At 69.5% G+C, this 18,412-nt stretch carries 21 protein-coding genes; 6 read left to right on the top strand and 15 right to left on the bottom strand.

Annotated elements, in window-relative coordinates; translation table 11 throughout:
• Positions 1-33 precede the first annotated feature (33 nt).
• From OV287_RS03245 to OV287_RS03230, 4 genes are all read right to left on the bottom strand, one after another.
• A complete protein-coding gene (locus tag OV287_RS03245) occupies positions 34-1,866 on the bottom strand; it encodes a DUF885 domain-containing protein (protein WP_267532494.1) in 1,833 nt (610 codons plus the stop codon).
• 111 nt (positions 1,867-1,977) lie between these two features.
• Positions 1,978-2,532 carry a DUF2062 domain-containing protein gene (locus tag OV287_RS03240; protein WP_267532493.1) on the bottom strand — a complete coding sequence of 185 codons (555 nt, stop codon included), beginning with the start codon at positions 2,530-2,532 and terminating at the stop codon, positions 1,978-1,980.
• Between the two features lie 114 nt (positions 2,533-2,646).
• Complete coding sequence (locus OV287_RS03235) at positions 2,647-3,114, bottom strand: DNA-binding transcriptional response regulator (RefSeq protein ID WP_267532492.1); 468 nt, start codon at positions 3,112-3,114, stop codon at positions 2,647-2,649.
• A gap of 58 nt (positions 3,115-3,172) precedes the next feature.
• On the bottom strand, positions 3,173-4,288 hold the full coding sequence (locus OV287_RS03230) for a metallophosphoesterase (protein WP_267532491.1): 1,116 nt from the start codon (positions 4,286-4,288) through the stop codon (positions 3,173-3,175).
• Between the two features lie 337 nt (positions 4,289-4,625).
• Here OV287_RS03230 and OV287_RS03225 point away from each other — a divergent pair, with 337 nt between their 5' ends.
• Positions 4,626-5,135 carry a hypothetical protein gene (locus OV287_RS03225; RefSeq protein ID WP_267532490.1) on the top strand — a complete coding sequence of 170 codons (510 nt, stop codon included), beginning with the start codon at positions 4,626-4,628 and terminating at the stop codon, positions 5,133-5,135.
• Here OV287_RS03225 and OV287_RS03220 read toward each other — a convergent pair.
• Complete coding sequence (locus tag OV287_RS03220; protein WP_267532489.1) at positions 5,132-5,803, bottom strand: TetR/AcrR family transcriptional regulator; 672 nt, start codon at positions 5,801-5,803, stop codon at positions 5,132-5,134. The two genes, OV287_RS03225 and OV287_RS03220, sit on opposite strands and share 4 nt — an antisense overlap.
• A gap of 138 nt (positions 5,804-5,941) precedes the next feature.
• Here OV287_RS03220 and OV287_RS03215 point away from each other — a divergent pair, with 138 nt between their 5' ends.
• Positions 5,942-6,955 carry an aromatic ring-hydroxylating dioxygenase subunit alpha gene (locus tag OV287_RS03215; protein WP_267532488.1) on the top strand — a complete coding sequence of 338 codons (1,014 nt, stop codon included), beginning with the start codon at positions 5,942-5,944 and terminating at the stop codon, positions 6,953-6,955.
• Positions 6,956-7,018: 63 nt separating this feature from the next.
• A complete protein-coding gene (locus tag OV287_RS03210) occupies positions 7,019-7,537 on the top strand; it encodes a hypothetical protein (RefSeq protein ID WP_267532487.1) in 519 nt (172 codons plus the stop codon).
• A gap of 6 nt (positions 7,538-7,543) precedes the next feature.
• Here OV287_RS03210 and OV287_RS03205 read toward each other — a convergent pair whose 3' ends face one another.
• Positions 7,544-8,044, bottom strand: a complete 501-nt coding sequence (locus OV287_RS03205) for a hypothetical protein (protein ID WP_267532486.1) — start codon at positions 8,042-8,044, stop codon at positions 7,544-7,546.
• A 182-nt stretch (positions 8,045-8,226) separates the two neighbouring features.
• Positions 8,227-9,006 carry a class I SAM-dependent methyltransferase gene (locus OV287_RS03200; protein WP_267532485.1) on the bottom strand — a complete coding sequence of 260 codons (780 nt, stop codon included), beginning with the start codon at positions 9,004-9,006 and terminating at the stop codon, positions 8,227-8,229.
• 75 nt (positions 9,007-9,081) lie between these two features.
• On the opposite strand from OV287_RS03200, the gene OV287_RS03195 reads away from it, so the two are divergent.
• Both OV287_RS03195 and OV287_RS03190 read left to right on the top strand, forming a co-directional pair.
• Positions 9,082-10,371 carry a citrate/2-methylcitrate synthase gene (locus tag OV287_RS03195; protein WP_267532484.1) on the top strand — a complete coding sequence of 430 codons (1,290 nt, stop codon included), beginning with the start codon at positions 9,082-9,084 and terminating at the stop codon, positions 10,369-10,371.
• Between the two features lie 89 nt (positions 10,372-10,460).
• A complete protein-coding gene (locus OV287_RS03190) occupies positions 10,461-10,736 on the top strand; it encodes a hypothetical protein (RefSeq protein ID WP_267532483.1) in 276 nt (91 codons plus the stop codon).
• A 177-nt stretch (positions 10,737-10,913) separates the two neighbouring features.
• On the opposite strand, the gene ychF is transcribed toward OV287_RS03190, so the two are convergent.
• The 8 genes from ychF to OV287_RS03150 form a co-directional block, all read right to left on the bottom strand.
• Positions 10,914-12,023, bottom strand: coding sequence for a redox-regulated ATPase YchF (gene ychF / locus OV287_RS03185; protein ID WP_267532482.1), 1,110 nt, complete (start codon positions 12,021-12,023; stop codon positions 10,914-10,916).
• A gap of 45 nt (positions 12,024-12,068) precedes the next feature.
• Positions 12,069-12,608 (bottom strand): F0F1 ATP synthase subunit B, encoded by a 540-nt coding sequence (gene atpF / locus OV287_RS03180; protein WP_267532481.1) that lies wholly within the window; start codon positions 12,606-12,608, stop codon positions 12,069-12,071.
• Between the two features lie 125 nt (positions 12,609-12,733).
• Positions 12,734-12,967: an ATP synthase F0 subunit C gene (locus OV287_RS03175; RefSeq protein ID WP_267532480.1), complete on the bottom strand. Its 234-nt coding sequence runs from the start codon at positions 12,965-12,967 to the stop codon at positions 12,734-12,736.
• A 144-nt stretch (positions 12,968-13,111) separates the two neighbouring features.
• On the bottom strand, positions 13,112-14,164 hold the full coding sequence (atpB, locus tag OV287_RS03170) for a F0F1 ATP synthase subunit A (protein ID WP_267532479.1): 1,053 nt from the start codon (positions 14,162-14,164) through the stop codon (positions 13,112-13,114).
• Positions 14,164-14,562 (bottom strand): hypothetical protein, encoded by a 399-nt coding sequence (locus OV287_RS03165; RefSeq protein ID WP_267532478.1) that lies wholly within the window; start codon positions 14,560-14,562, stop codon positions 14,164-14,166. Before OV287_RS03165 ends, atpB begins: the two co-directional genes overlap by 1 nt.
• Entirely contained in the window at positions 14,559-14,822 is a 264-nt protein-coding gene (locus tag OV287_RS03160; protein WP_267542281.1) for an AtpZ/AtpI family protein, read from the bottom strand. Before OV287_RS03160 ends, OV287_RS03165 begins: the two co-directional genes overlap by 4 nt.
• 142 nt (positions 14,823-14,964) lie before the next feature.
• On the bottom strand, positions 14,965-16,383 hold the full coding sequence (locus OV287_RS03155; RefSeq protein ID WP_267532477.1) for a putative metal-binding motif-containing protein: 1,419 nt from the start codon (positions 16,381-16,383) through the stop codon (positions 14,965-14,967).
• Positions 16,384-16,388: 5 nt separating this feature from the next.
• On the bottom strand, positions 16,389-17,333 hold the full coding sequence (locus OV287_RS03150) for a hypothetical protein (RefSeq protein ID WP_267532476.1): 945 nt from the start codon (positions 17,331-17,333) through the stop codon (positions 16,389-16,391).
• A gap of 106 nt (positions 17,334-17,439) precedes the next feature.
• On the opposite strand from OV287_RS03150, the gene OV287_RS03145 reads away from it, so the two are divergent.
• The gene (locus OV287_RS03145; RefSeq protein WP_267532475.1) at positions 17,440-18,408 is read left to right on the top strand and encodes a CPBP family intramembrane glutamic endopeptidase; all 969 of its coding nucleotides are present in this window, start codon (positions 17,440-17,442) and stop codon (positions 18,406-18,408) included.
• Positions 18,409-18,412: the final 4 nt, after the last annotated feature.

Raw genomic sequence — 18,412 nt, 5'->3', positions numbered from 1 at the left:
ACGAGGTGTGCCAAGGTGCTCGGGAGTGCCCAGCTACCGCACTGGACCCGACACCGTCGCCTTCTGACGCTCCACCCAGGATTTCACCCGGGCCTCCAGGAAGGACAGCGGCAGGGCGCCCTGTCCCAGCACCTCGTCATGGAAGGCGCGCACGTCGAAGCGGGGGCCCAGCTCCTGGGTGGCGAGAGCGCGCAGTTCCTTCAGCTTCAGCTCGCCCAGCTTGTAGGCCAGGGCCTGCCCGGGCCAGACGAGGTAGCGGTCCACCTCGACGGTGATGTCGTGCTCCGTCTTGCTGGCGTTGTCCTTGAAGAACTGGATGGCCTGCTCGCGCGTCCACCTCTTGGCGTGCATGCCGGTGTCCACCACGAGCCGGACGGCGCGCCACATCTCATAGGTGAGCTGGCCGAACCTCGCGTACGGATCCCGGTACAGCCCCAGCTCGGACCCGAGCGACTCGGCATACAGCCCCCAGCCCTCGACGAAGGCGGTGTAGCCCCCGTAGCGGCGGAACGCTGGCAGCGCCTCCAGCTCCTGCATGAGGGAGATTTGCAGGTGGTGGCCGGGCACGGCCTCGTGGAGCGAGAGGGCCTCCATCTCCCACTTGGGGCGGGACTTCAGGTCATACGTGTTGGCGTAGTAGCGCCCGGCGCGCCCCGCCGCCTGGGAGCCGCGCATGTAGTAGGCGGTCGTCTGCGTCTTCTCGGAGTACTCGGGCACGGGGAAGACGCCATAGGGCAGCCGGGGCAGACGGCCGAAGAGGCGGGGCAGCTCGGGGTCGATGCGCTTGGAGATGTCGCGGTAGGCGACGAGCAGCGCGTCCCGGCTGTCGAAGAAGAAGCGCGGGTCGGTGCGCAGGAAGTGGAAGAACGCGGGGAGGTTTCCCTTGAAGCCGGCCTGGGCCTTCACCTGCTCCATCTCGGCGCGGATGCGCGCCACCTCGGAGAGCCCCAGCTCGTGAATCTGCTCGGGCGACAGGTCCGTGGTGGTCAGCCGGCGCACGTTCCACGCGTACCAGGCCGCGCCTTCGGGGACAGCGGACAGGCCGATGGTCTCGCGGGTGCGCGGCAGGTACTCGCTCACGAAGAAGCGGTGCAGCTCGCGGTAGGCGGGGAGCACGGACTCTCTCAGGGCGACGATGGCCTGCTCGCGCAGCCGGGCCTGGTCCTCGGGAGGAATCGAGGCGGGGAAGGAGGCGAAGGCGTTGAGGTAGATGGGGCTCTTCGTGGGGTCGTCGACGAGCTGCTTCTGGAGGAGGCCCGCCACCTCGCGCAGGGTGACGCGGGGCGGAGTGATGCCGGCCTCGGCGCCCTTGCGCATCAGCGCGATGCTCTGCTCCACGTAGACGGGCAGGAGCTTCATGCGCTGGAGAAAGTCCTCGTGGTTCTTCACCGTGGCCCGAGGCATGGAGAGGGCCAGCTCGGGCAGGAGCGTGTGGGGCCCACCGAGCTGGGAGAGTTGAAGGTACTCGGTGGGGAAGCGCTGACCCTCGATGGACTCCTCCAGCTCGCGCAGGAAGAGCTGGTAGTCGAGCCGGGAGGACTCGGAGAGCCGGGCGGGGTCGATGCCCTGGAGCTGGCGCCGCACGTCGAGCGCATGCTGCTCGCGCCGGTCGATGGCCTCGAAGGAGAGATCCGTCAGCCGATCGTCATAACGCGAGTCGCCGATGGCGGTGGCGAACAGGGGGTTCTCGCGCAGGCGCCACTGCCAGTCCTCCTCGAGGAGGGCTGCGAGCCGGGCGTCCTCGGAGGGCGCGGGGGCCGACGCGGAGGGGGCGGGGGCCTCGGGAGAGGCAGCCGGGACGGAGGCGGGAGCGGTGGCACAGGCCGGGACGACGAGCAGGACGAACAGGAGCGAGGCTCGGTTCATGGGCGGCCGGGTTGTCCTTTCAGGCAGGTCCGCAAAGAAGTGCCCTAGGAACATGCACTGACAACCTACCCGCGGCCATTTCCCCTCGCCCCTCGGGAGAGGGAATATGGGTCACGCCTCGGGGGCGAGCTTCAGGCCGCGAGCCCTGCGGGCCCGGCGCTCCTGACGGTGGGCCTGGTGGCGGGACACCATGCCGTAGGTGATGCGGTAGCCAAGCCATGCGGTGGGCGCACCCAGCAGGACGCCACCGATGACAAGACCGAGCCCCGCCTCGAGCGCATCGGGGCCGGAGAGGGAGAGCGCGCTCAGGTCGAGCGCCCCGGCCTCAGTCGCCACCTGCTGCCCCGGGGGAGTGGGGAGGAGACGGTGCGCGATGGGGCGGCCAATGAGGTAGCACAGGCCGTAGACGGGAGCGGCGGTGACGGGGTTGTTGATCCACACACCCGCGGCGGCGGCGACGCGAGAGAGCTGGAAGCGCGTCAGCCGACGCACCAGCTCGGCGACGGCGAGGGCCAGGGGGAGTTGCAGGCCCAGGATGGGCAGCAGGGCGACGAACAACCCGAGCGCCATGCCACCGGCGATCTCAGCCGGGGCACCCGTGCCGCGTAGCAATCGCACGCGAGCGCGCCGGAACTTCCTCTTGGCAACCATCCACCACGACAGCACGGGGCACCACTCTTCGCAGACCGAATCTCTTCGGAACCAGCGCCAGGATAATGCGAAGCCCGCGCGCGCGCAGGACGTCGTGATGGGGCTCGATGGGTTGCCTGCCACCAGCCATCAGATGGCGTGCAGGGCGCTCGGGAAGGGGCGGAAGCCGAGCGCGGCCTCCACGAAGGCGCGCAGCTCGCCGGGGGCCCAGGGCGTGGCGAGCGCGAAATGGATGATGCTGGCCTGGCTGAGGGTGGAGGCCTCCTCCGGGCGGAACTTGCCGGACAGGAGGATGCGCGGGCCGGAGTAGCCCCGCTCCACGAGGATGGCGAGGAAGCCCGACGCCCCCTTGGCGTCCGCCAGTCCCAGGTCGATGATGACAGCAGTGGGAGCCGGCTCGAGGTCGAGCAGGGGCAGGGCCAAGGCGAAGGTGTTGACGGGGAGCAGCTCGAAGCCCGGAGACAGCTCGCGCCGGGCGGTATCGCGCAGCACGGGGTCATCCGCCACGAAGAGGACGCGCATGGACCCGGAGGTGGCCCGGCCTTGGGACTCGGGAGGCACGAACGCAGGGTAACGCCGGAGAGGAAGAAGGGGCAACGCATCCCTCCGCGCCCCTTCGCACCACGACAGCCAGTGAACTCCGTGCGCACCCGAGCTACGCGCTCACGAGTGTCAGCTCGGTGATCTCCGGCGCGGGCCCCAGGCGCAGCGGCGGGCCCCAGTAGCCAGTCCCTCGGTTGGTGTAGACGCGCACCCCGGCGATGGTGGCCAGCCCCTGAATGACGGGCTGTTGCAACTTCACGAAAGCCATGAAGGGGAAGAGCTGCCCGCCGTGGGTGTGACCCGAGAGTTGCAGGTCCACCCCCAGCCCCTTCGCCAGCACCGCCGCGCGAGGTTGGTGTGCCAACAACAACCGAGGCACGCCCGCCGGAGCCCCCGCGAGCGCCACGTCCGGCCGGCACGCGTGCGACGGGTCCATCCTCCCACCCTCGAGGTCCGTCACCCCCGCCACCGTCAGGCGCGAGCCCCCACGCTCCACCACCCGGTGCGCGTTGTTCAGCACCGTCAGGCCCAGCCGGGCCACCTCGGCGGACCAGGAGGCGCCCCCGTGGTAGTACTCGTGATTACCGGTGACGTAGTAGACGCCCAGCGGCGCGCGCAGGCCGGCGAGCGGGGCCACCTCGTCGCGCAGCCGCGTGACGCTGCCGTCCACCAGGTCTCCTGTCACCGCCACCACGTCGGGCTGGAGCGCGTTCACCTGCTCCACCACGCGCTGCATGAAGCTCCGGTCCAGCGTAGGGCCAATGTGGATGTCGGAGATCTGCACCACCTTCATCCCCGACAGCCCCGCGCCCAGCCCCGCTACCGGCACCGTCACACGCTCCACGCGCGCCGGGGAGCGGGCCGTCCGGAAGGCGACCAGCATCGCCGGCACCACCACGCCCACCACCGCCAGCGCCTTGTCTCCTGCCGGCAGGGGCGCCGGGCCCACGAGCCCCCACACCCACCCGACCACATCCGCCACCACCGTGGCCGTCAGCAGCAGTCCGAAGGCGCCCATCCACAGCATGCCGCCCCAGTGCAGCACCTGCTCCTTCCACGAAGGCCGCATCCGCGTGGACGCCATGGCCGCCGGGATGGAGGCGAAGCCGAGCCATAACACCAACCAACCAAGCCCCGCCCAGGGCTGCGCCAGTCCGGGGTCCGACACCAGCCTCACCCCGAGGTAGTAGTGCAGCGCGGCCACCAGCCCTACCATCATCGTCAACATCAGGATGCCTCGGAGGAGGAGACTGACAGGCACGTGTCCCTGGCCGCCACCCCGTTGGGGTCCGGCATGGGAACGGCTGGATGGGGAAGACGCCTCCACGGACCTGGCTCCTTCGCCGGAGAGAGTGCCCGGCGGCTGGGGATCGCCGGAGGATAACGGCCAATGCTCGGGCTCGCCCGGCAACCGGGCGGACGCCTGACGTGCCGTCCTGGCGGAGCACGCCCTCTCCGCCTCCCCACGAGCGGGCGGCCGGGGGCACGGCACACGGTGGCCCCTCCATTCCTATCCTTCGCGTATGAATTCCTCGTACACCCAGCGAGTCGGTCGAGCGCTCGGGATGGCCGCCCTGCTCGCACTCGGAACGGCGGCTGCCCAGAGCGAGGATCAGTACCTCTTCCTGCGCACTCCGAACGCCGCCATCACGGCGCGCGTCACGGGGGACAGCGTCACCGGCCCCGACGTCCAGCTCTCCCGCGATGGGAAGACGCTGCGCGGGAGGGCCTTTGGCCAGACGGTCTTCCTCGGCCTCAACGGCCAGGAGCTGGGAGGCACCGTGGGCCGGGAGCTGACCCGATTGAGCTTCGAGGACAAGGGCGGCGTCACCCACGCCCGAGGCTCCTTCTACGGCAGGCTCACGGAGCTCAACCTGAGCAAGGAAGCGCTCACCGGTACGGTGGGGGCGTGCAGCTATGACCTGAAGGCCACTCAGGACGGGAGCTATTCAGGCTCACGCAGTTGTGGAGGCGCCCCCGAGCGGCCGGTGGTCCTCGACATTCCTCCGGCGCTCGCACAGCAGGGCACTGCGATGACGCTGGCCACGCTCGGGCTCATCCTGGGTGTGCCCTAAGCCGGGCGACCGGGCTTTCGGGGACGCGTAGGAGCTGGAGACTCGGGGTCCACGGCATGGGCCCGGAGGAACGTCTCCAGGTGGTCCGCCAGGAAGCGCTCCACGTCCAGCGGCCGGCAGCGAGCGCCCGAGAGCTGCACCTGGTGCAGCAGTCCGAGCACCACCGGGCATACCAGCTCCAGCGCGGCGTGACGCACGTCGCAGCGCCGCAGCTCACCGTCCGCGATGTGGCGCGACAGCCGAGCCTCGGCCGATTGCAGCGTGGGCTCCAGCAGTTCCTGCACGTATACCGGCCCCAGCGTCTCGTGGCCCACGCTCGCGGTGAGGCCGAAGGCGTGCACCTCCCCTACCCCCATGCGCCATCCCATGAGGAGTTGCTGGAGGAACCACTGGAGCGATTCGCGCACCGGGCCGTGAAGCTCCGTGGCGGCGGCGTGGAGGAACGGCAGGCCGCGCCGGTGCATGTCCGTCATCACCTCGGCCAGCAGCGCCTCGCGCGAGCCGAAGTAGTGGCGAAGTGTGGCCACGCTCACCCCGGCTACCTCGGCGAGCTCCCGGAAGCTCGCCTGGGCCCCGTCCTTCGCGAGCAGGCGCGCGCGGACCGCCTCCAGCAGGCGCTCCCGCTCCTTCTCGTAGTCGGCGTTGCGGCTCCCCTTCACTCGGGCCATGCCGTCTGAATAACTCGCATGGGGTATGGAATCCACCTTCCTCCTGCTCCCGTCCGTGCTCTTCCCCCACTTCGACTTGAAATTAAATAAACCAACCTGAATATTCTATCTAGGAAGCAGCACCTGCAGGAGGACTTCATGCTGGACGGTTTGGCCGACGAGGGCTTCGCGGACCTGTGGACGCCGGTGGCGATGTCGAAGGAGGTCGGCAAGGCACCCTATGGGCTGACGCTGGGCGGGGCGCGCATCGTGCTCTTCCGAGACCAGCAAGGCCGGGTGTCGGCGCTGCACGACCAGTGCCCGCATCGAGGCGTGAAGCTGTCACTGGGGAAGGTGGGCAAGGACGGGTGCCTGGAGTGCCCCTTCCACGGGTGGCGCTTCGCCTCGGACGGAGCGTGCACGCACATTCCGCTCAACCCCATGCCGGAGGAGAAGCGTCGGCGCTACGCGGCCACGACCTTCCCAGTGCGCGAGCGCGGCGGCCTCCTCTGGGTCTACACCCGCCCAGGCGCCGAGGCCCCGGATGAGCCATCCGTGCCCTCCGTGATGGAGCAGCCCGGCGTCCACGTGTGGCACTACGCCGAGACGTGGAACGCGCACTGGACGCGGGCGATGGAGAACATGCTGGACTCGCCGCACCTGCCCTTCGTGCACCGGCGCACCATCGGTGGACCGCTGGCGAGGCGGATGAAGCCGGACTCGAAGATGGAGATGGAGGTTCACCCCACGCCCACGGGGTTCCGCACCACCTGGACCCTGGATGGAGGAGCGCCCGCGGAAGCCTATCTGGAGTGGCTGCGGCCCAACGGCATGTCGCTGAACGTCCCCATTCCCAACCGCCTCATGCGCCTGTTCATGTGGTGCGTCCCGGTGGATGCGGACCACACGCGGATGATGCTGGTGAGCACGCGCGACTTCCTGAAAGTCCAGCCGCTCGCGGCCCTGCTCGACCGTTTCAACAAGCGCATCCTGAGAGAGGACCAGGCGGTGGTGGAGTCGAGCTACCCCGTCGAGTCCCCGCCAGTGTCCGAGGAGCGCAGCGTGGCGACGGACCGGGCCACGCTGGCCTTCCGGCGCTGGTACCTGGAGCGCAAGAAGCGGGGCTCCCAGGAGCCCACCGCCGTCACCGAGGCCCCGACGCTGGCGAGCTGATTCCGCTGCGGTTCTCCGCCCCGCGGGCCACGGGGTTATGCTCCCGGCACCAGGGGTGGACACGTGGCGAAGACGGATGTGCGCGAGCTGAGGGATCTGCTCGAGACGACGCAGTCGGAAGTAAAGCGCCTCAAGGCCGAGCTGGCCGCGCGGGAGAAAGCGACTCCCGTAGCGCCGCGGGACGAAAAGCAGGAGGCGGCGGAAATTCAGGCCCTACGGACGCAGGTGCAGTCCCTGGAGAAGGAGAATGCCGCCCTTCGCTCGGCGCGCGCGGACGTCGAGCAGCAGCTCGCCGCGCTCACGGCTGACCTGGGTGAGTCCCGGAAGGAAGCCACGCTGGCGCGCGACGAGGTGAAGCTGCTGAAGAAGCAGCTGGAGACCACGAACCAGGCGCTGGCAAAGTCCAAAGCCAAGGTGCAACAGCTCAGCACCCGGCCGGCCGACAAACGCTCCTTGTTGGAACGGTTGCGCGGACTCTTCGGGGGCGGGAAGCCGTCGGAGGAGCTCGAGGCCGCGCGCAGGGAGATCGTCCGGTTGAACCAGCAGCTCAGCCTGGCGCAGTTCAAGCGGCGAGGACGCTGACGGGCCTCAGCGCTTCTCCGTCATGCGCTCCAGTGCGTCGCGGTTGCGGGGCTCGAAGAAGCGCTCGCGCAGGAGCCGCGGGAGCGCGCGCTTGTCCACGCACAAGAGCTGGAGCGCATCGTTCCACTCACCGAGCACGGCAATGGCGCGCGCATCGGGAGCCTCGCGGTAGAGGTCATTGAGGTTGTGCACGAGCGCCCAGAGGTCCTCCACCTCCCAGCGCTCGGACGTCTCTCCGGCGAGGACGTGGAGCTCGAAGCGCGGGCGCTCGCGCACGTCGACGACCTTGAAGCGCCGCGCGGCCCCACCCATGGCCATGGTGAGCGGACCCACGAGCTCATCGGGCCGCACGCCGAGCGCCACGGTGAGGCCGCCCTCGATCAGCCCGGCGTCGCACAGGCGCAGCAGCGACACATGGGGAGGCTCGGCGGGGTTGAAGACCTCCCGCGCCGCTTCCCGGTCCTTGAGGAGGCGCGAGCGTTCGAGCAAGTCGAGAAGGGAAGCCATGGGACCGCGAGGGTGCCACGGCGTCTCCCCACGGCTCAACCTTCCTCGCCGGTCCAGTAGCTCACCTGGGCGCTCAGGGGCTCTCGGTCCAGGGGAGGTCCTGTGCGTTGACGACGTGGGGATGAGCCATGACGGACTCCGAGAAGCCCCCTCTCCCTCTGGGAGAGGGCCGGGGTGAGGGTCTACGGCCGCGTAGCGAAGAGCGCGAAGACGCGGTGAGGAACGGCGAGAGGTTTCTCGGGGAAGCGCTCGGCGAGGAGCGAGGCGAGCGCGGCATCGAAGCGGGCGACCTGCTCCGGAGCGAGCGACGCGCCAATCTTGGAACTGGCCCGAACCCGACCGCGCCAGGCCTCGTGGGTGTAGGGGGCGGCGACGTCGAAGGAGAAGCTCTCCAGGCCAATGAAGCCCGCGCTGGCGACATCCTTGAACCAGGCAGGGTAGATGCCAGTGCCAAACCCGAAGCGGACGTAGGGCTGGACGGGGCCGGGGTTGTGCTCGTCGATGAGGTGCTCGGTGGCCTCGATGATGTTGCCGGGCAGGGACACCCAGTCGAAGTGGGCAATGACGAGCCTGCCGCCGGGAACGAGCAGCCGGGCGGCCTCGCGGGCGGCGGCGGCGCGATCGAACCAGTGCCAGCACTGGCCGGCGATGACGAGGTCCGCCGAGGCGTCGGGCAGACCGGTGTTCTCCGCGGGAGCGAGCCGCCAGTCGATGGAGAGCCGCTCATTGGTGGCGAGCTGGCGGGCGCCGTCGAGCATGGAGGCGGAGATGTCCAGGGCGGTGACCTGGCAGCCGTAGCGGGCGAGTCCCCGAGCCACGGTGCCAGTACCGGTGCCCAGGTCCACGGCACGCAGCCCGGAACGGAGGACCTCCTCACGGACGAGCCGCTGGAAGAACCGCTCCGGGAATCCCGCCCGGTGCTTCACGTAGTCATCCGCCGTCCGTCCGAAATCGACCTGCATGGTGGTCTGCTCCTCATGTCTCATCTCGACGTGTCGTCGAGTCGAGTCGACAATGCGCGCCAGGAGACATGACGAATGGTTAAAGCGCGGGAGCCCAGGGCTCAACCTCGATTCGACAGTCGACATGAGGAGCTGGTGCCCGCGGCGGAGGCGGCGGCGCTACTGGGGGTGAAGCGGGCGACGCTCTACACGTATGTGAGCCGGGGCCTGGTGCGGTGCGTGCCGGAGCCGGGGACGAAGGAGAACCGGTACGTCCGGGCGGACCTCGAGCGGCTGAAGGCTCGGCACGATGCGCGGGCAGGGCACGCGGCAGTGGCGGCAGGAGCGCTGCGTTGGGGCGAGCCCGTCATCGACTCGGCGGTGTCCCAGGTGGGCACGGAGGGGCTGGCGTACCGGGGCCATCCGGCGGTGCAGCTCGCGATGGAGGGACGGAGCTTCGAGGACGTCGCGGAGTTGCTCTGGACGGGCACGTTGCCGACACAGCCGGTGCGGTGGCCCTCGCCGGAGCTGCCCGTGCAGCCCTCGGCGGTGGCGGAACTGTTGCCGAAGCGCTCGCCACCGTTGGCGGTGCTGCTGACGGTGGTGCCACTGCTTGGCGCCTGGGACGAGGTGCGCTTCTCGGCCCCGGCGGAACAGGAGCGGCTGCGGGGGCGCCGGCTGTTGCGGCACCTTTCGGCCTGGGTGTGTGCGGCCCATGCGCCGGCACGGGTGGCCCGGGCGCTGAAGGAAGAGACGGTGGCGGCCTCGCTGGCGGTGGCGTGGGGAGCAACGGCGAAGCGCGCGCCGGAGATGCTGGACCGGGCGCTGGTGCTGTGCGCGGACCACGAGCTGAACATGTCCACCTTCGCGGCGCGGGTGGCGGCGTCCTCGGGGGCGGACCTGTATGCGTGCGTGAGCGCAGCGCTGGCGGCGCTCTCGGGACCGAGACACGGTGGCTCGTGCGACCGCATCGAGGCGCTGCTGCAGGAGGTGGGGAGGCCAGAGCGAGCGCGCACGGTGGTGCACGAGCGGCTACGGCGGGGCGAGTCGGTGCCGGGTTTCGGGCACCAGCTGTACCCGGAGGGAGACCCGCGCACGCCTCCGCTGCTGGAGGCGGCGTATGCCTTCCGTCCCGAGACGGCGGGCATCCGGATGCTGCGCGCGGTGGAGGAGACGATGCGCGAGGCGGGGCACCCGGCGCCCACGGTGGACTTCGGACTGGTGGCGCTGGCGTCGGCACTGGAACTGCCAGCAGGAGCGGCGACAGCGCTGTTCGCGGTAGGCCGTGCGGCGGGCTGGGTGGCTCACGTGCTGGAGCAGCGCGAGCAAGGACACGTACTGCGCCCGAGGGCCCGCTACGTGGGAGCACCTGGCACCGCGCCCTGAGGTGATGCCCTCCCGCCACCCGTTACCTGGCTCACGGCGGATGACATTGCGCTGGACTCCGCTCCCGCCTCGCCTTACCCGAGCACCCCATGAGCCCCTTCCTCCGCCTCCAACTGCTGCTCCTGCTCGGCAACGTCGCCTTCATCGGCGCCTGGGCCGTGGCCGTCACCCGCCCCGCGGGCTGGATGTGGATCGGCGCCGCCCTGCTCGCCTTCTTCGTCGCTGTCCGCGTGGGCGGCATGTGGCTGCGCGCCCGGAAGTTCCCCGACGAGGGCCGCTCCCGCCGCGCCGCCATCTTCTCCACCGCCGTCGCCGCGCTCGCCGTCGCCATGTGGCTCTACACCGCGTTCCGCGGGCCCGCGTAGGTCCCAGGGCCCGCAAAGCAGAGAGGGCGCCGGGACCTCTCGGTCCTCTCGGCACCCTCTCGAGTGGGGACAGTGGGTTGCAACCCCTGGTCCCCGACACCCTCACCCCGTCCCTCTCCCAGCGGGAGAGGGGATGTTGCTCTGGGTGGTTCTCTTTCTGGGTGGTTCTCTTGCTGGTTACACGTTGAAGCGGAAGTGCATGCAGTCGCCGTCCTGCACCACGTACTCCTTACCTTCCACGCGCAGCAGGCCCTTCTCCTTCACCGCCGACTCGCTGCCGAACTTGAGGAGGTCTTCCCACCTCATCACCTCGGCCTTGATGAAGCCGCGCTCGAAGTCCGTGTGGATGACGCCCGCCGCCTGCGGCGCCTTGTCACCCTTGTGAATCGTCCACGCCCGGCACTCCTGCTCGCCCACCGTGAAGTACGTCTGCAGGCCCAGCAGCTTGTAGCCCTCGCGCACCACCTTGTGCAGGCCCGGCTCCGTCAGCCCCGCGCTCTCCAGGAAGCCCGGACGCTCCTCCTCGGGCAGCTGCTGGATTTCGGACTCCATCGCCGCCGCCAGCACCACCACCCCCGCGCTCTCCTTCGCCGCCATCTCCCGCACCCGCTGCACCATCGGGTCCGAGTCTTCCTTGCCAATCTGCTTCTCGCTGATGTTCGCCACGTACAGCACCGGCTTGTCCGTCAGCAGGAAGAGGTCGCGCAGCATCGCCCGCTCATCAGACGTCAGCTTCTGCGCGCGCACGGTGATGGCCGAGTCCAGCCCCGCCTTCACCTTGTCCAGCACCACCAGCTCCGCCTTCGCCTCGTCGCCCGCCTTGCCGCCCATCTTGGCGTTCTTCTGCGTGCGCTCGCGGCGCTTCTCCACCGTCTCCATGTCCTTCAGGCAGAGCTCGGTGTCCACCACGTCCCGGTCTCGCACCGGGTCCACGCCACCCTCCACGTGGGTGACGTTGTCATCCACGAAGCAGCGCAGCACGTGCAGCACCGCGTCCACCTGCCGGATGTTGCCCAGGAACTGGTTGCCCAGGCCCTCGCCCTTCGAGGCGCCACGCACCAGGCCGGCGATGTCCACGAACTCGAGCGAGGTGGGGATCTTCTTGAGCGGCTTCACCAGGGCCGTCAGCTTGTCCAACCGGTCATCCGGCACCGGCACCACGCCCACGTTGGGCTCGATGGTGCAGAACGGGTAGTTGGCCGCCTGGGCCCCCGCTGCCGAGAGTGCGTTGAACAGGGTGGACTTGCCCACGTTTGGCAGACCGACGATGCCGATGGAAAGCGCCATATTGGATTCCTGAACAGCGGAAGGCGGACCCGGAAATCCGGACGACTACGCCCGGCCCTGAGTCGTACCCTTGACCGGCAGGCCCTGCACGAACTGCTCGGCCAGAGCGCGGTGCTTGTTGTCGTCCAGGCGCTCGTTGAGCAGCTTGCTGGCCACTTCCATGGACAGGTCCACCGCCATGGCCTTCACCTCGGCGATGGCCTTGGACTTCTGCTCCTCGATTTCGCGCTGAGCGGACGCCTTGAACTCGTCGGCCTCCTTGCGGCTCTTGGCCATCAGCTCCTCGCGGAACTTCTCCACCTCCTGCTGGTTGCGGCGGAGCATCTCCTGCGCGTCACGGCGGGCCTCGGCGATGGCCGTCTTCTGCTCGCCGAGCAGCTTCTCGGCCTCGGCGCGCTCCCGCTTGGCCGCCTCGATGGAGCTGGCGATCTGCTTCTCGCGCTCCTCCACCAGCGACAGGATGGGGCCCCACGCCTTGGCCCGCAGGACGACGGCAACGATGATGAAGGTGACGAGGGTCCAGAAGATGAGGCCCGGGCGGACCTCGACGAAGCTGCTGGCGGCGAGAACGGAGGGCAGGAGCATGGCGGCCTTCGGAGGTACGGCGTCAGGGTTACGAACTGCGAGCTTCTTGATGCTGCAAGGGCCGGCGCCCTCCCGCGGATGCGAGCGAACGCCGGACCCAAGGTCCTACTCGACGACAGCCTGAATCAGGCAGCCTTCGTGGCGAGCAGGATGCACACCACCAGCGCGAACAGCGTGGCGCCTTCGATGAGGGCCGCGGCGATGATCATGGTGGTGCGGATGTCACCACCGGCGGCCGGCTGACGGCCCGTGGCGTCCATGGCGGCGGCGGCCAGCTTACCGATGCCGAGGGCGGCGCCGATGATGGAGAGGCCGGCACCGAGGCCAGCGGCGAGGAAGGCGAGAGCGAGGTTGGTCATGGGAGTGCTTCTTCTTTCTTCAGAGGAGAGGACCCACTTGTGGGGGGGTCGTTGCTGCCCTTTTGGACGACCTCCGGCGACCTTTCGAATCGCCGGGTACTCACCGGGGCCCCAGACTCCAGGGCCCCGCTAACTCGAGGAACCTCAGGAGCCGACCACGTGGGCCTTGCCATGGTCGTGGCTGTGGCCCGTCTCCTTGTGGCCGTGGCCGTGCTCATCCGCGTGCTCGTGGCCGTGGTGACCCATGGCCACGCTCATGCCGATGAAGAGCGCCGAGAGCATGGTGAAGACGTAGGCCTGCACGAAGGCCACGAAGAGCTCCAGCATGTAGATGCCCATGGCGAAGGGCACGCTCACCAGCGCCACCGCCGGGTGGCCGAGCATGAAGATGAGGCCCAGCAGGAAGAAGATGACGATGTGGCCCGCCAGCATGTTGGCGAACAGACGCATGGTGAGCGCGAAGGGCTTGGTGAACAGACCCAGGAGCTCCACCGGAATCATGATGGGCCACAGCGCCCAGTGCACGCCGCCGGTCAGGTGGGCCAGGTAGCCGCCCAGGCCCGCGGCGCGGATGCCCGCGGCCTGCGTGATGACGAAGGTGCACAGGGCCAGGCCGCACGTGACGGCGATGTTGCCCGTGGCGCTCGCCATCCAGGGGAACATGCCCAGCAGGTTCATGAAGAGGATGAAGAAGAAGGCCGTCAGCAGGTAGGGCGTGTAGCGCGGGCCCTCCTCCTTGCCGATGTTCTTGATGGCCAGCTCGTCACGCACGAACAGCACGAGCATCTCGAAGAGGTTGGCCGCCGTGCCACGGGGCACCAGCTTCGTCTTGTCCCGGTTGCTGAAGGCCAGCACCGAGCCGATGAGCAGCACCGCCGCCAGCCACATCATCACCGTGTGCTTGGTGATGGAGAGGTCCAGGCAGCCCTCGGACAAGCCGGGCATGACCACGTCGTGGCCCGTGCCTCGGGGCTCGCAGGAGGCGCCCGCGCGAAGGGGGATGCCGATGCGCGGCAGGTGGATGGTGGGGTTGTGCCCAGTGAAGAGGGGCCCAGGGAGCTCGAACTCGTACTCCGCCGTGTCGGAGACATGGTGGAGGATGTAGCCCGCCACGTCCTCCTTCTCGCCCTCCGCCGGCTCGCTGGCGAAGGCCACGCTGGCCACCAGCCCCACGAAGAGAACCATTGCCTTGCGCATCACTCGTCTCCGCCCGCCGCGTCCTTGGACGCGGCCATCACGTAGCTCACTTCAATCCACTGCAGCACGAAGTAGGTCCCGAAGAACCCCGCCACGAACGCCACCGCCCCCAACCCCGCTCGCACCACCGCCAGCAGCCCCACCACCACTCCCACGGCCCGGAGCCCAAACACCACCCCCACCACCGACAGCGCCGCCTTCAAGTCCCGGCTCACCGCCCGCCGCTTGAGCACCAGGGCCACCGCCCCCGTCACCGCCGCCAGCGCCACCCCGATGAAGGCCGACTTCCTGGACTCCGCCTCCCTCGGAAGGAAGGCCGCCAGCGCCAGCGCCGTCACCACCACTCCCGCCGCCAGTCCGGCATGGTTCCGGAAGGCCTCTGCGCCGTGCTTGCTCACCGCTTCCGTTTCCCCAACCGTGCCATCTCGCGGAGGAACCCGTAGAAGCCCACGGAGATCCCCACCAGACTGAGCCCCAGCAACAGCCAGGGAGCCGTCCCCAGCCACCTGTCCAGGTAGTACCCGCCCAGCACCCCCACCACCGCCCCGCCCACCAGCTTCCACACCGCGGCGATGTACGGTTCCGCCGCCCGCATCTGCCGGGCCGTCTCGCCCAGCTCGCTTCCGTCCGAGTCCTTCCGGGGCTCCTTCTCCACCATCGCCACAACCCCCGGGAAAACCACGGGTTTGCCTTCCGACCACCCCGCCGTTCCTCCGCGCGGGCGCCGCTTAACATTGAAGGTGAGCGCCGCGCAACCGCCACGCTCCCGGAGTGCTCCGATCTAGAAGGGGGGGGAATGCCTAGGGCAAGCCGAAGTCCGCGTGGAAGTCGGCCGAGAAGCTGCCGGACGCGCCGTAGGGTTGGACGAGTAGCTCTATCCGCTTCACCTGGCGGAGCACTCCCTGCACATCCGGGGAGCTGTTGCTTCCTACGATCCACTCCCCTCCCCCGTCCGTGAGAGGCGGCAGGGGGATGTTCTTCCGGATCTGCTCGGTCGTGGCCGAGTCGAGGATTGGAGAGGCGGGAACCAGCCGGAGGAAGCCACCCGGCCCGCACAGCAGCACCACGGGTTGCCGGTGCTGCGACCAGCGGTTCAGCCCCCCATCCGTGTTCGTCCCTGTACCCGCGTCGCTGGCGACGTCGACGAAGAGCTTGAGTGTGGTCAATGGGCGCGAAAGGTCCCACGTCCCGCCATCGCGCTCCACCCAGAAGACGTGGCTGGTAGAGCCCGAGCCCGTCCACACATCATTATTCGTCACGGTGTCCGCAGGGGAGGCATTGGGGAGGGAGCTGTCCTTGAGGCACTCACCCGTCACGCCCTGGAGGGCCGAGCCCAGGTGCCGGGCGCCGAACACCACCGAGGGGTCCGCGGCGAACCGGATGGGCCCGCCACAGTCCGGCTTCTCGTCCGTGGTGCCATCGCAGTCGTCATCCTTCGAATTGCACGTGTCGAGCGGCGCGGGGTTATTCACCTGGCTGCAGACATCCTTGCCGGAGACGCAGGCCCGGGCTCCCTGGGCGCACACCCCAAGCTTGTTGGGGACGGTGCACGCCAGCCCAACCTGAGCGGTGTCGTCCGTCGCACCATTGCAGTCATCGTCCAGGGTGTTGCAGACCTCGAGGGCACCCGGGTAGACGGCGCCGTTATTGGGGCTGCAGTCATTGCGGTTGTCCGCCCAGCCGATCGGCCGCTGGCAGAACGTCCCCGTCCGTGCGGGGTCTCCGAAGCCGTCGTTGTCCTCGTCGAGGTAGTAGAGCCCGCCGTCGAGCCCCTCATCGATGACGCCCTCACAGCTGTTGTCGAAGCCATCGCACTGCTCGGGAGCCCCCGGGAAGAAGAGCCGGCCGCCCACGGTGGGGTTGTCGTTGCAGTCCTCGCCGTTGGTCGCCGTCGGCACCGACAGGGGCGGGGCACAGCGGTAGAGGGGCCGGGTGAGGTTGCCGAAGCCGTCCTCGTCCAGGTCCTCGTAGAAAGTCAGGGGCCGACCACCGTCCAGGCAGGTGCCGCCGTCCCGCACCCGGCCGAGGCAGATGGGGTCCTCCTGCTCGCGGCAGCACACGCCGTCGTCGCAGACGAAGCCGCCGTCGCCGCACTCCGCGTCCTCCTTGCAGGTGTAGTAGTCGCGCACCTCGGGCACCTCGTAGCAGGCGACGGCCAGCACGACGCAAGCACCCAGGGTGACGAGGGCAGAACGGACGAGACGGTCGATCGGAAGCATGGGCCCTACTCGGACGGGGAGGAGAGGAGATCGAAGACGAAGAGGCCGGCGCCCACCGTGGCCAGGCCCACGCCCGCACCAAGCAGCACGTTGCCCGTGCGCGCATAGCGGCCCGCCCGCTCATAGACGGGGCTCGCCGAGGAAAAGGAGGTGCAGTCGCGCTGGGCCCCCACGCAAGGCTCTACCCCGCGCAGCGCTCCACGGGACAGCCCGCCCGCCACCAGCGAGCCCGCGATCGCCAGCGCCCCCACGCTGAAGGTGACGTAGGAGGCCGTGCGCAGTCCCTTCCCCCTCGGTGCCCGGGACTCACCCGCCTGGGGCACGAAGTCCGGCCGGAGCTCCAGCCGCAGGCGCACGCCCTCGGCAATCCGCTCGCGGGCGAGGGACGCCTCGCCCGAGGGCAGCAGCAGGTCCACCTCGTGAGGCCCCGCCGTCAGCGCAACCACCTCACCCGGCTCGGTCATCCGGCCGTCCACGCGCAGCCGGGCCGTCCCCGGCGCCACCACGCCACCCCAGCCTTTGCGCGCGAAGGCCGGCACCAGCGCCGCCACCGCCGGCCGCAGCTCCTTCGCGAACGCCGCCGGCGGGACGCCTCCCACCGAGCGTCGAGACACCCCTCCACGCACCGTATCCACCCAGGCCACGTCCACGTCCATCGTGCCCTGACGCTTGGGTACCACCCCCAGCACCAGCACGTGCTCCGTCTTCACCTCGGCCGCCACCGCGCGCAGGCATGCGTCCTGCGCACCGCAGCGCCCCGACAGCAGCCCCTCCGGCGCCTGGGTGAGCTCGAGGCCCGTCAGCTCGCGGGCGAGCTCCTCCGTCAGGCCGAGCACGCGCTGCGACTCGGATGCACCGAGCATGCCCCCATGCTGCAGCCGCACCGCGAGCCGCTCCGCCGCCGCCGCGGGCAGGGAAACGAGGAGGAACAGGAAGAGGATCCGCTTCACGGCGCGCCACTGTAGCGCAGGTGACTGGAGGGGTCCCACTTGGAGGCGAGATCCCCTGAGAGAGGTGATGGAGGGGCTGTGCTTCGATATCTACGGAGCCCACGTCATGCACACCTCCCCCGCCTCCCGCGTCGATACTCGCGGCGTCGCCGCCTTCGTGGCCATCGCCTACGGCTTCTCCTGGCTGTGCGTCCTCGGCATCGTGCTGAGTCTCGGCACCGAGCCGGGGAAGTCACCCCTCGCGTTCCGGGCCATCGCCGCCCTGTCCATGTTCGGCCCCACCGTGGCCACCTTCGTCGTCGCCCGCAAGCTGTCCCCCCTCCCCTCCCTCAAGCGGGACACGGGACTGGGACTCGGCCAACGCTGGCTGCGCTTCTTCCTGCTGGCGTGGTTGGGCACTCCAGCGGTGGTGCTCGGGGCCCTGTTCCTCTCCGCCCTCATCTACCCCCAGCAGATGGACCTCACCGGGCTCTCCGGCGTGCGCGCCCTGCTCGCGCAGTTGCCTCCCGAGACCGTGGCGAAGCTCGGAAAGCTCGCCGAGCCTGGTGTCCTGCTCGCCCTCCAGGTGGTGCAGGGCATGCTGATGGGCCCCCTCCTCAACGCTCCCGTCATCTTCGGCGAGGAGTGGGGCTGGCGCGGCTACCTGCTCCCCCGGTTGCTGCCGCTCGGCCAATGGCGCGCACTCGTGCTCAGCGGCGTCATCTGGGGCCTGTGGCACGCGCCCCTCATCCTGCTCGGCCACAACTACCCCCAGTACCCCGTGCTCGGCATCCTCTTCTTCACCGTCGTGTGCGTGCTGCTCGGCATCCTCTTCGGATGGATGCGGCTGGCCACCGGCAGCATCTGGTCCGCTGTCATCGCCCATGGCTCGCTCAACGCGCTGGGCCCTCTCGTCCTCGTACTCGGCTACGAGGGCAAGCCGCCCGACACCGCCCTGGTGGGCATCACGGGCTGGCCCGGGTGGCTGCTGCTCGCCGCGCTCGTGGGCGTGCTGGTGCTCACCCGACAGCTCCCGGTGCCCCTACCCGATGAGCCCCGAGACACGCCCGACGGCACTCACGCCGCCCAGGCGTAGGCCA

The sequence above is a fragment of the Archangium lansingense genome, assembly GCF_026626635.1.
Classification (GTDB): domain Bacteria; phylum Myxococcota; class Myxococcia; order Myxococcales; family Myxococcaceae; genus Archangium; species Archangium lansingense.
This window is presented reverse-complemented; position numbering and strand designations above follow the sequence as displayed.

What these genes read in the sequence shown, in the direction of transcription:
- ychF (WP_267532482.1), bottom strand. Translation starts at nt 12,023, where the DNA reads ATGGCGCTTTCCATCGGCATCGTCGGTCTGCCAAACGTGGGCAAGTCC.
- OV287_RS03160 (WP_267542281.1), bottom strand. Translation starts at nt 14,822, where the DNA reads ATGGTGGAGAAGGAGCCCCGGAAGGACTCGGACGGAAGCGAGCTGGGC.
- OV287_RS03215 (WP_267532488.1), top strand. Translation starts at nt 5,942, where the DNA reads ATGCTGGACGGTTTGGCCGACGAGGGCTTCGCGGACCTGTGGACGCCG.
- OV287_RS03195 (WP_267532484.1), top strand. Translation starts at nt 9,082, where the DNA reads ATGGTTAAAGCGCGGGAGCCCAGGGCTCAACCTCGATTCGACAGTCGA.
- OV287_RS03155 (WP_267532477.1), bottom strand. Translation starts at nt 16,383, where the DNA reads ATGCTTCCGATCGACCGTCTCGTCCGTTCTGCCCTCGTCACCCTGGGT.
- OV287_RS03220 (WP_267532489.1), bottom strand. Translation starts at nt 5,803, where the DNA reads ATGGCCCGAGTGAAGGGGAGCCGCAACGCCGACTACGAGAAGGAGCGG.
- atpB (WP_267532479.1), bottom strand. Translation starts at nt 14,164, where the DNA reads ATGCGCAAGGCAATGGTTCTCTTCGTGGGGCTGGTGGCCAGCGTGGCC.
- OV287_RS03175 (WP_267532480.1), bottom strand. Translation starts at nt 12,967, where the DNA reads ATGACCAACCTCGCTCTCGCCTTCCTCGCCGCTGGCCTCGGTGCCGGC.
- OV287_RS03205 (WP_267532486.1), bottom strand. Translation starts at nt 8,044, where the DNA reads ATGGCTTCCCTTCTCGACTTGCTCGAACGCTCGCGCCTCCTCAAGGAC.
- OV287_RS03200 (WP_267532485.1), bottom strand. Translation starts at nt 9,006, where the DNA reads ATGCAGGTCGATTTCGGACGGACGGCGGATGACTACGTGAAGCACCGG.
- atpF (WP_267532481.1), bottom strand. Translation starts at nt 12,608, where the DNA reads ATGCTCCTGCCCTCCGTTCTCGCCGCCAGCAGCTTCGTCGAGGTCCGC.
- OV287_RS03145 (WP_267532475.1), top strand. Translation starts at nt 17,440, where the DNA reads ATGCACACCTCCCCCGCCTCCCGCGTCGATACTCGCGGCGTCGCCGCC.
- OV287_RS03190 (WP_267532483.1), top strand. Translation starts at nt 10,461, where the DNA reads ATGAGCCCCTTCCTCCGCCTCCAACTGCTGCTCCTGCTCGGCAACGTC.
- OV287_RS03225 (WP_267532490.1), top strand. Translation starts at nt 4,626, where the DNA reads ATGGCCGCCCTGCTCGCACTCGGAACGGCGGCTGCCCAGAGCGAGGAT.
- OV287_RS03230 (WP_267532491.1), bottom strand. Translation starts at nt 4,288, where the DNA reads ATGTTGACGATGATGGTAGGGCTGGTGGCCGCGCTGCACTACTACCTC.
- OV287_RS03245 (WP_267532494.1), bottom strand. Translation starts at nt 1,866, where the DNA reads ATGAACCGAGCCTCGCTCCTGTTCGTCCTGCTCGTCGTCCCGGCCTGT.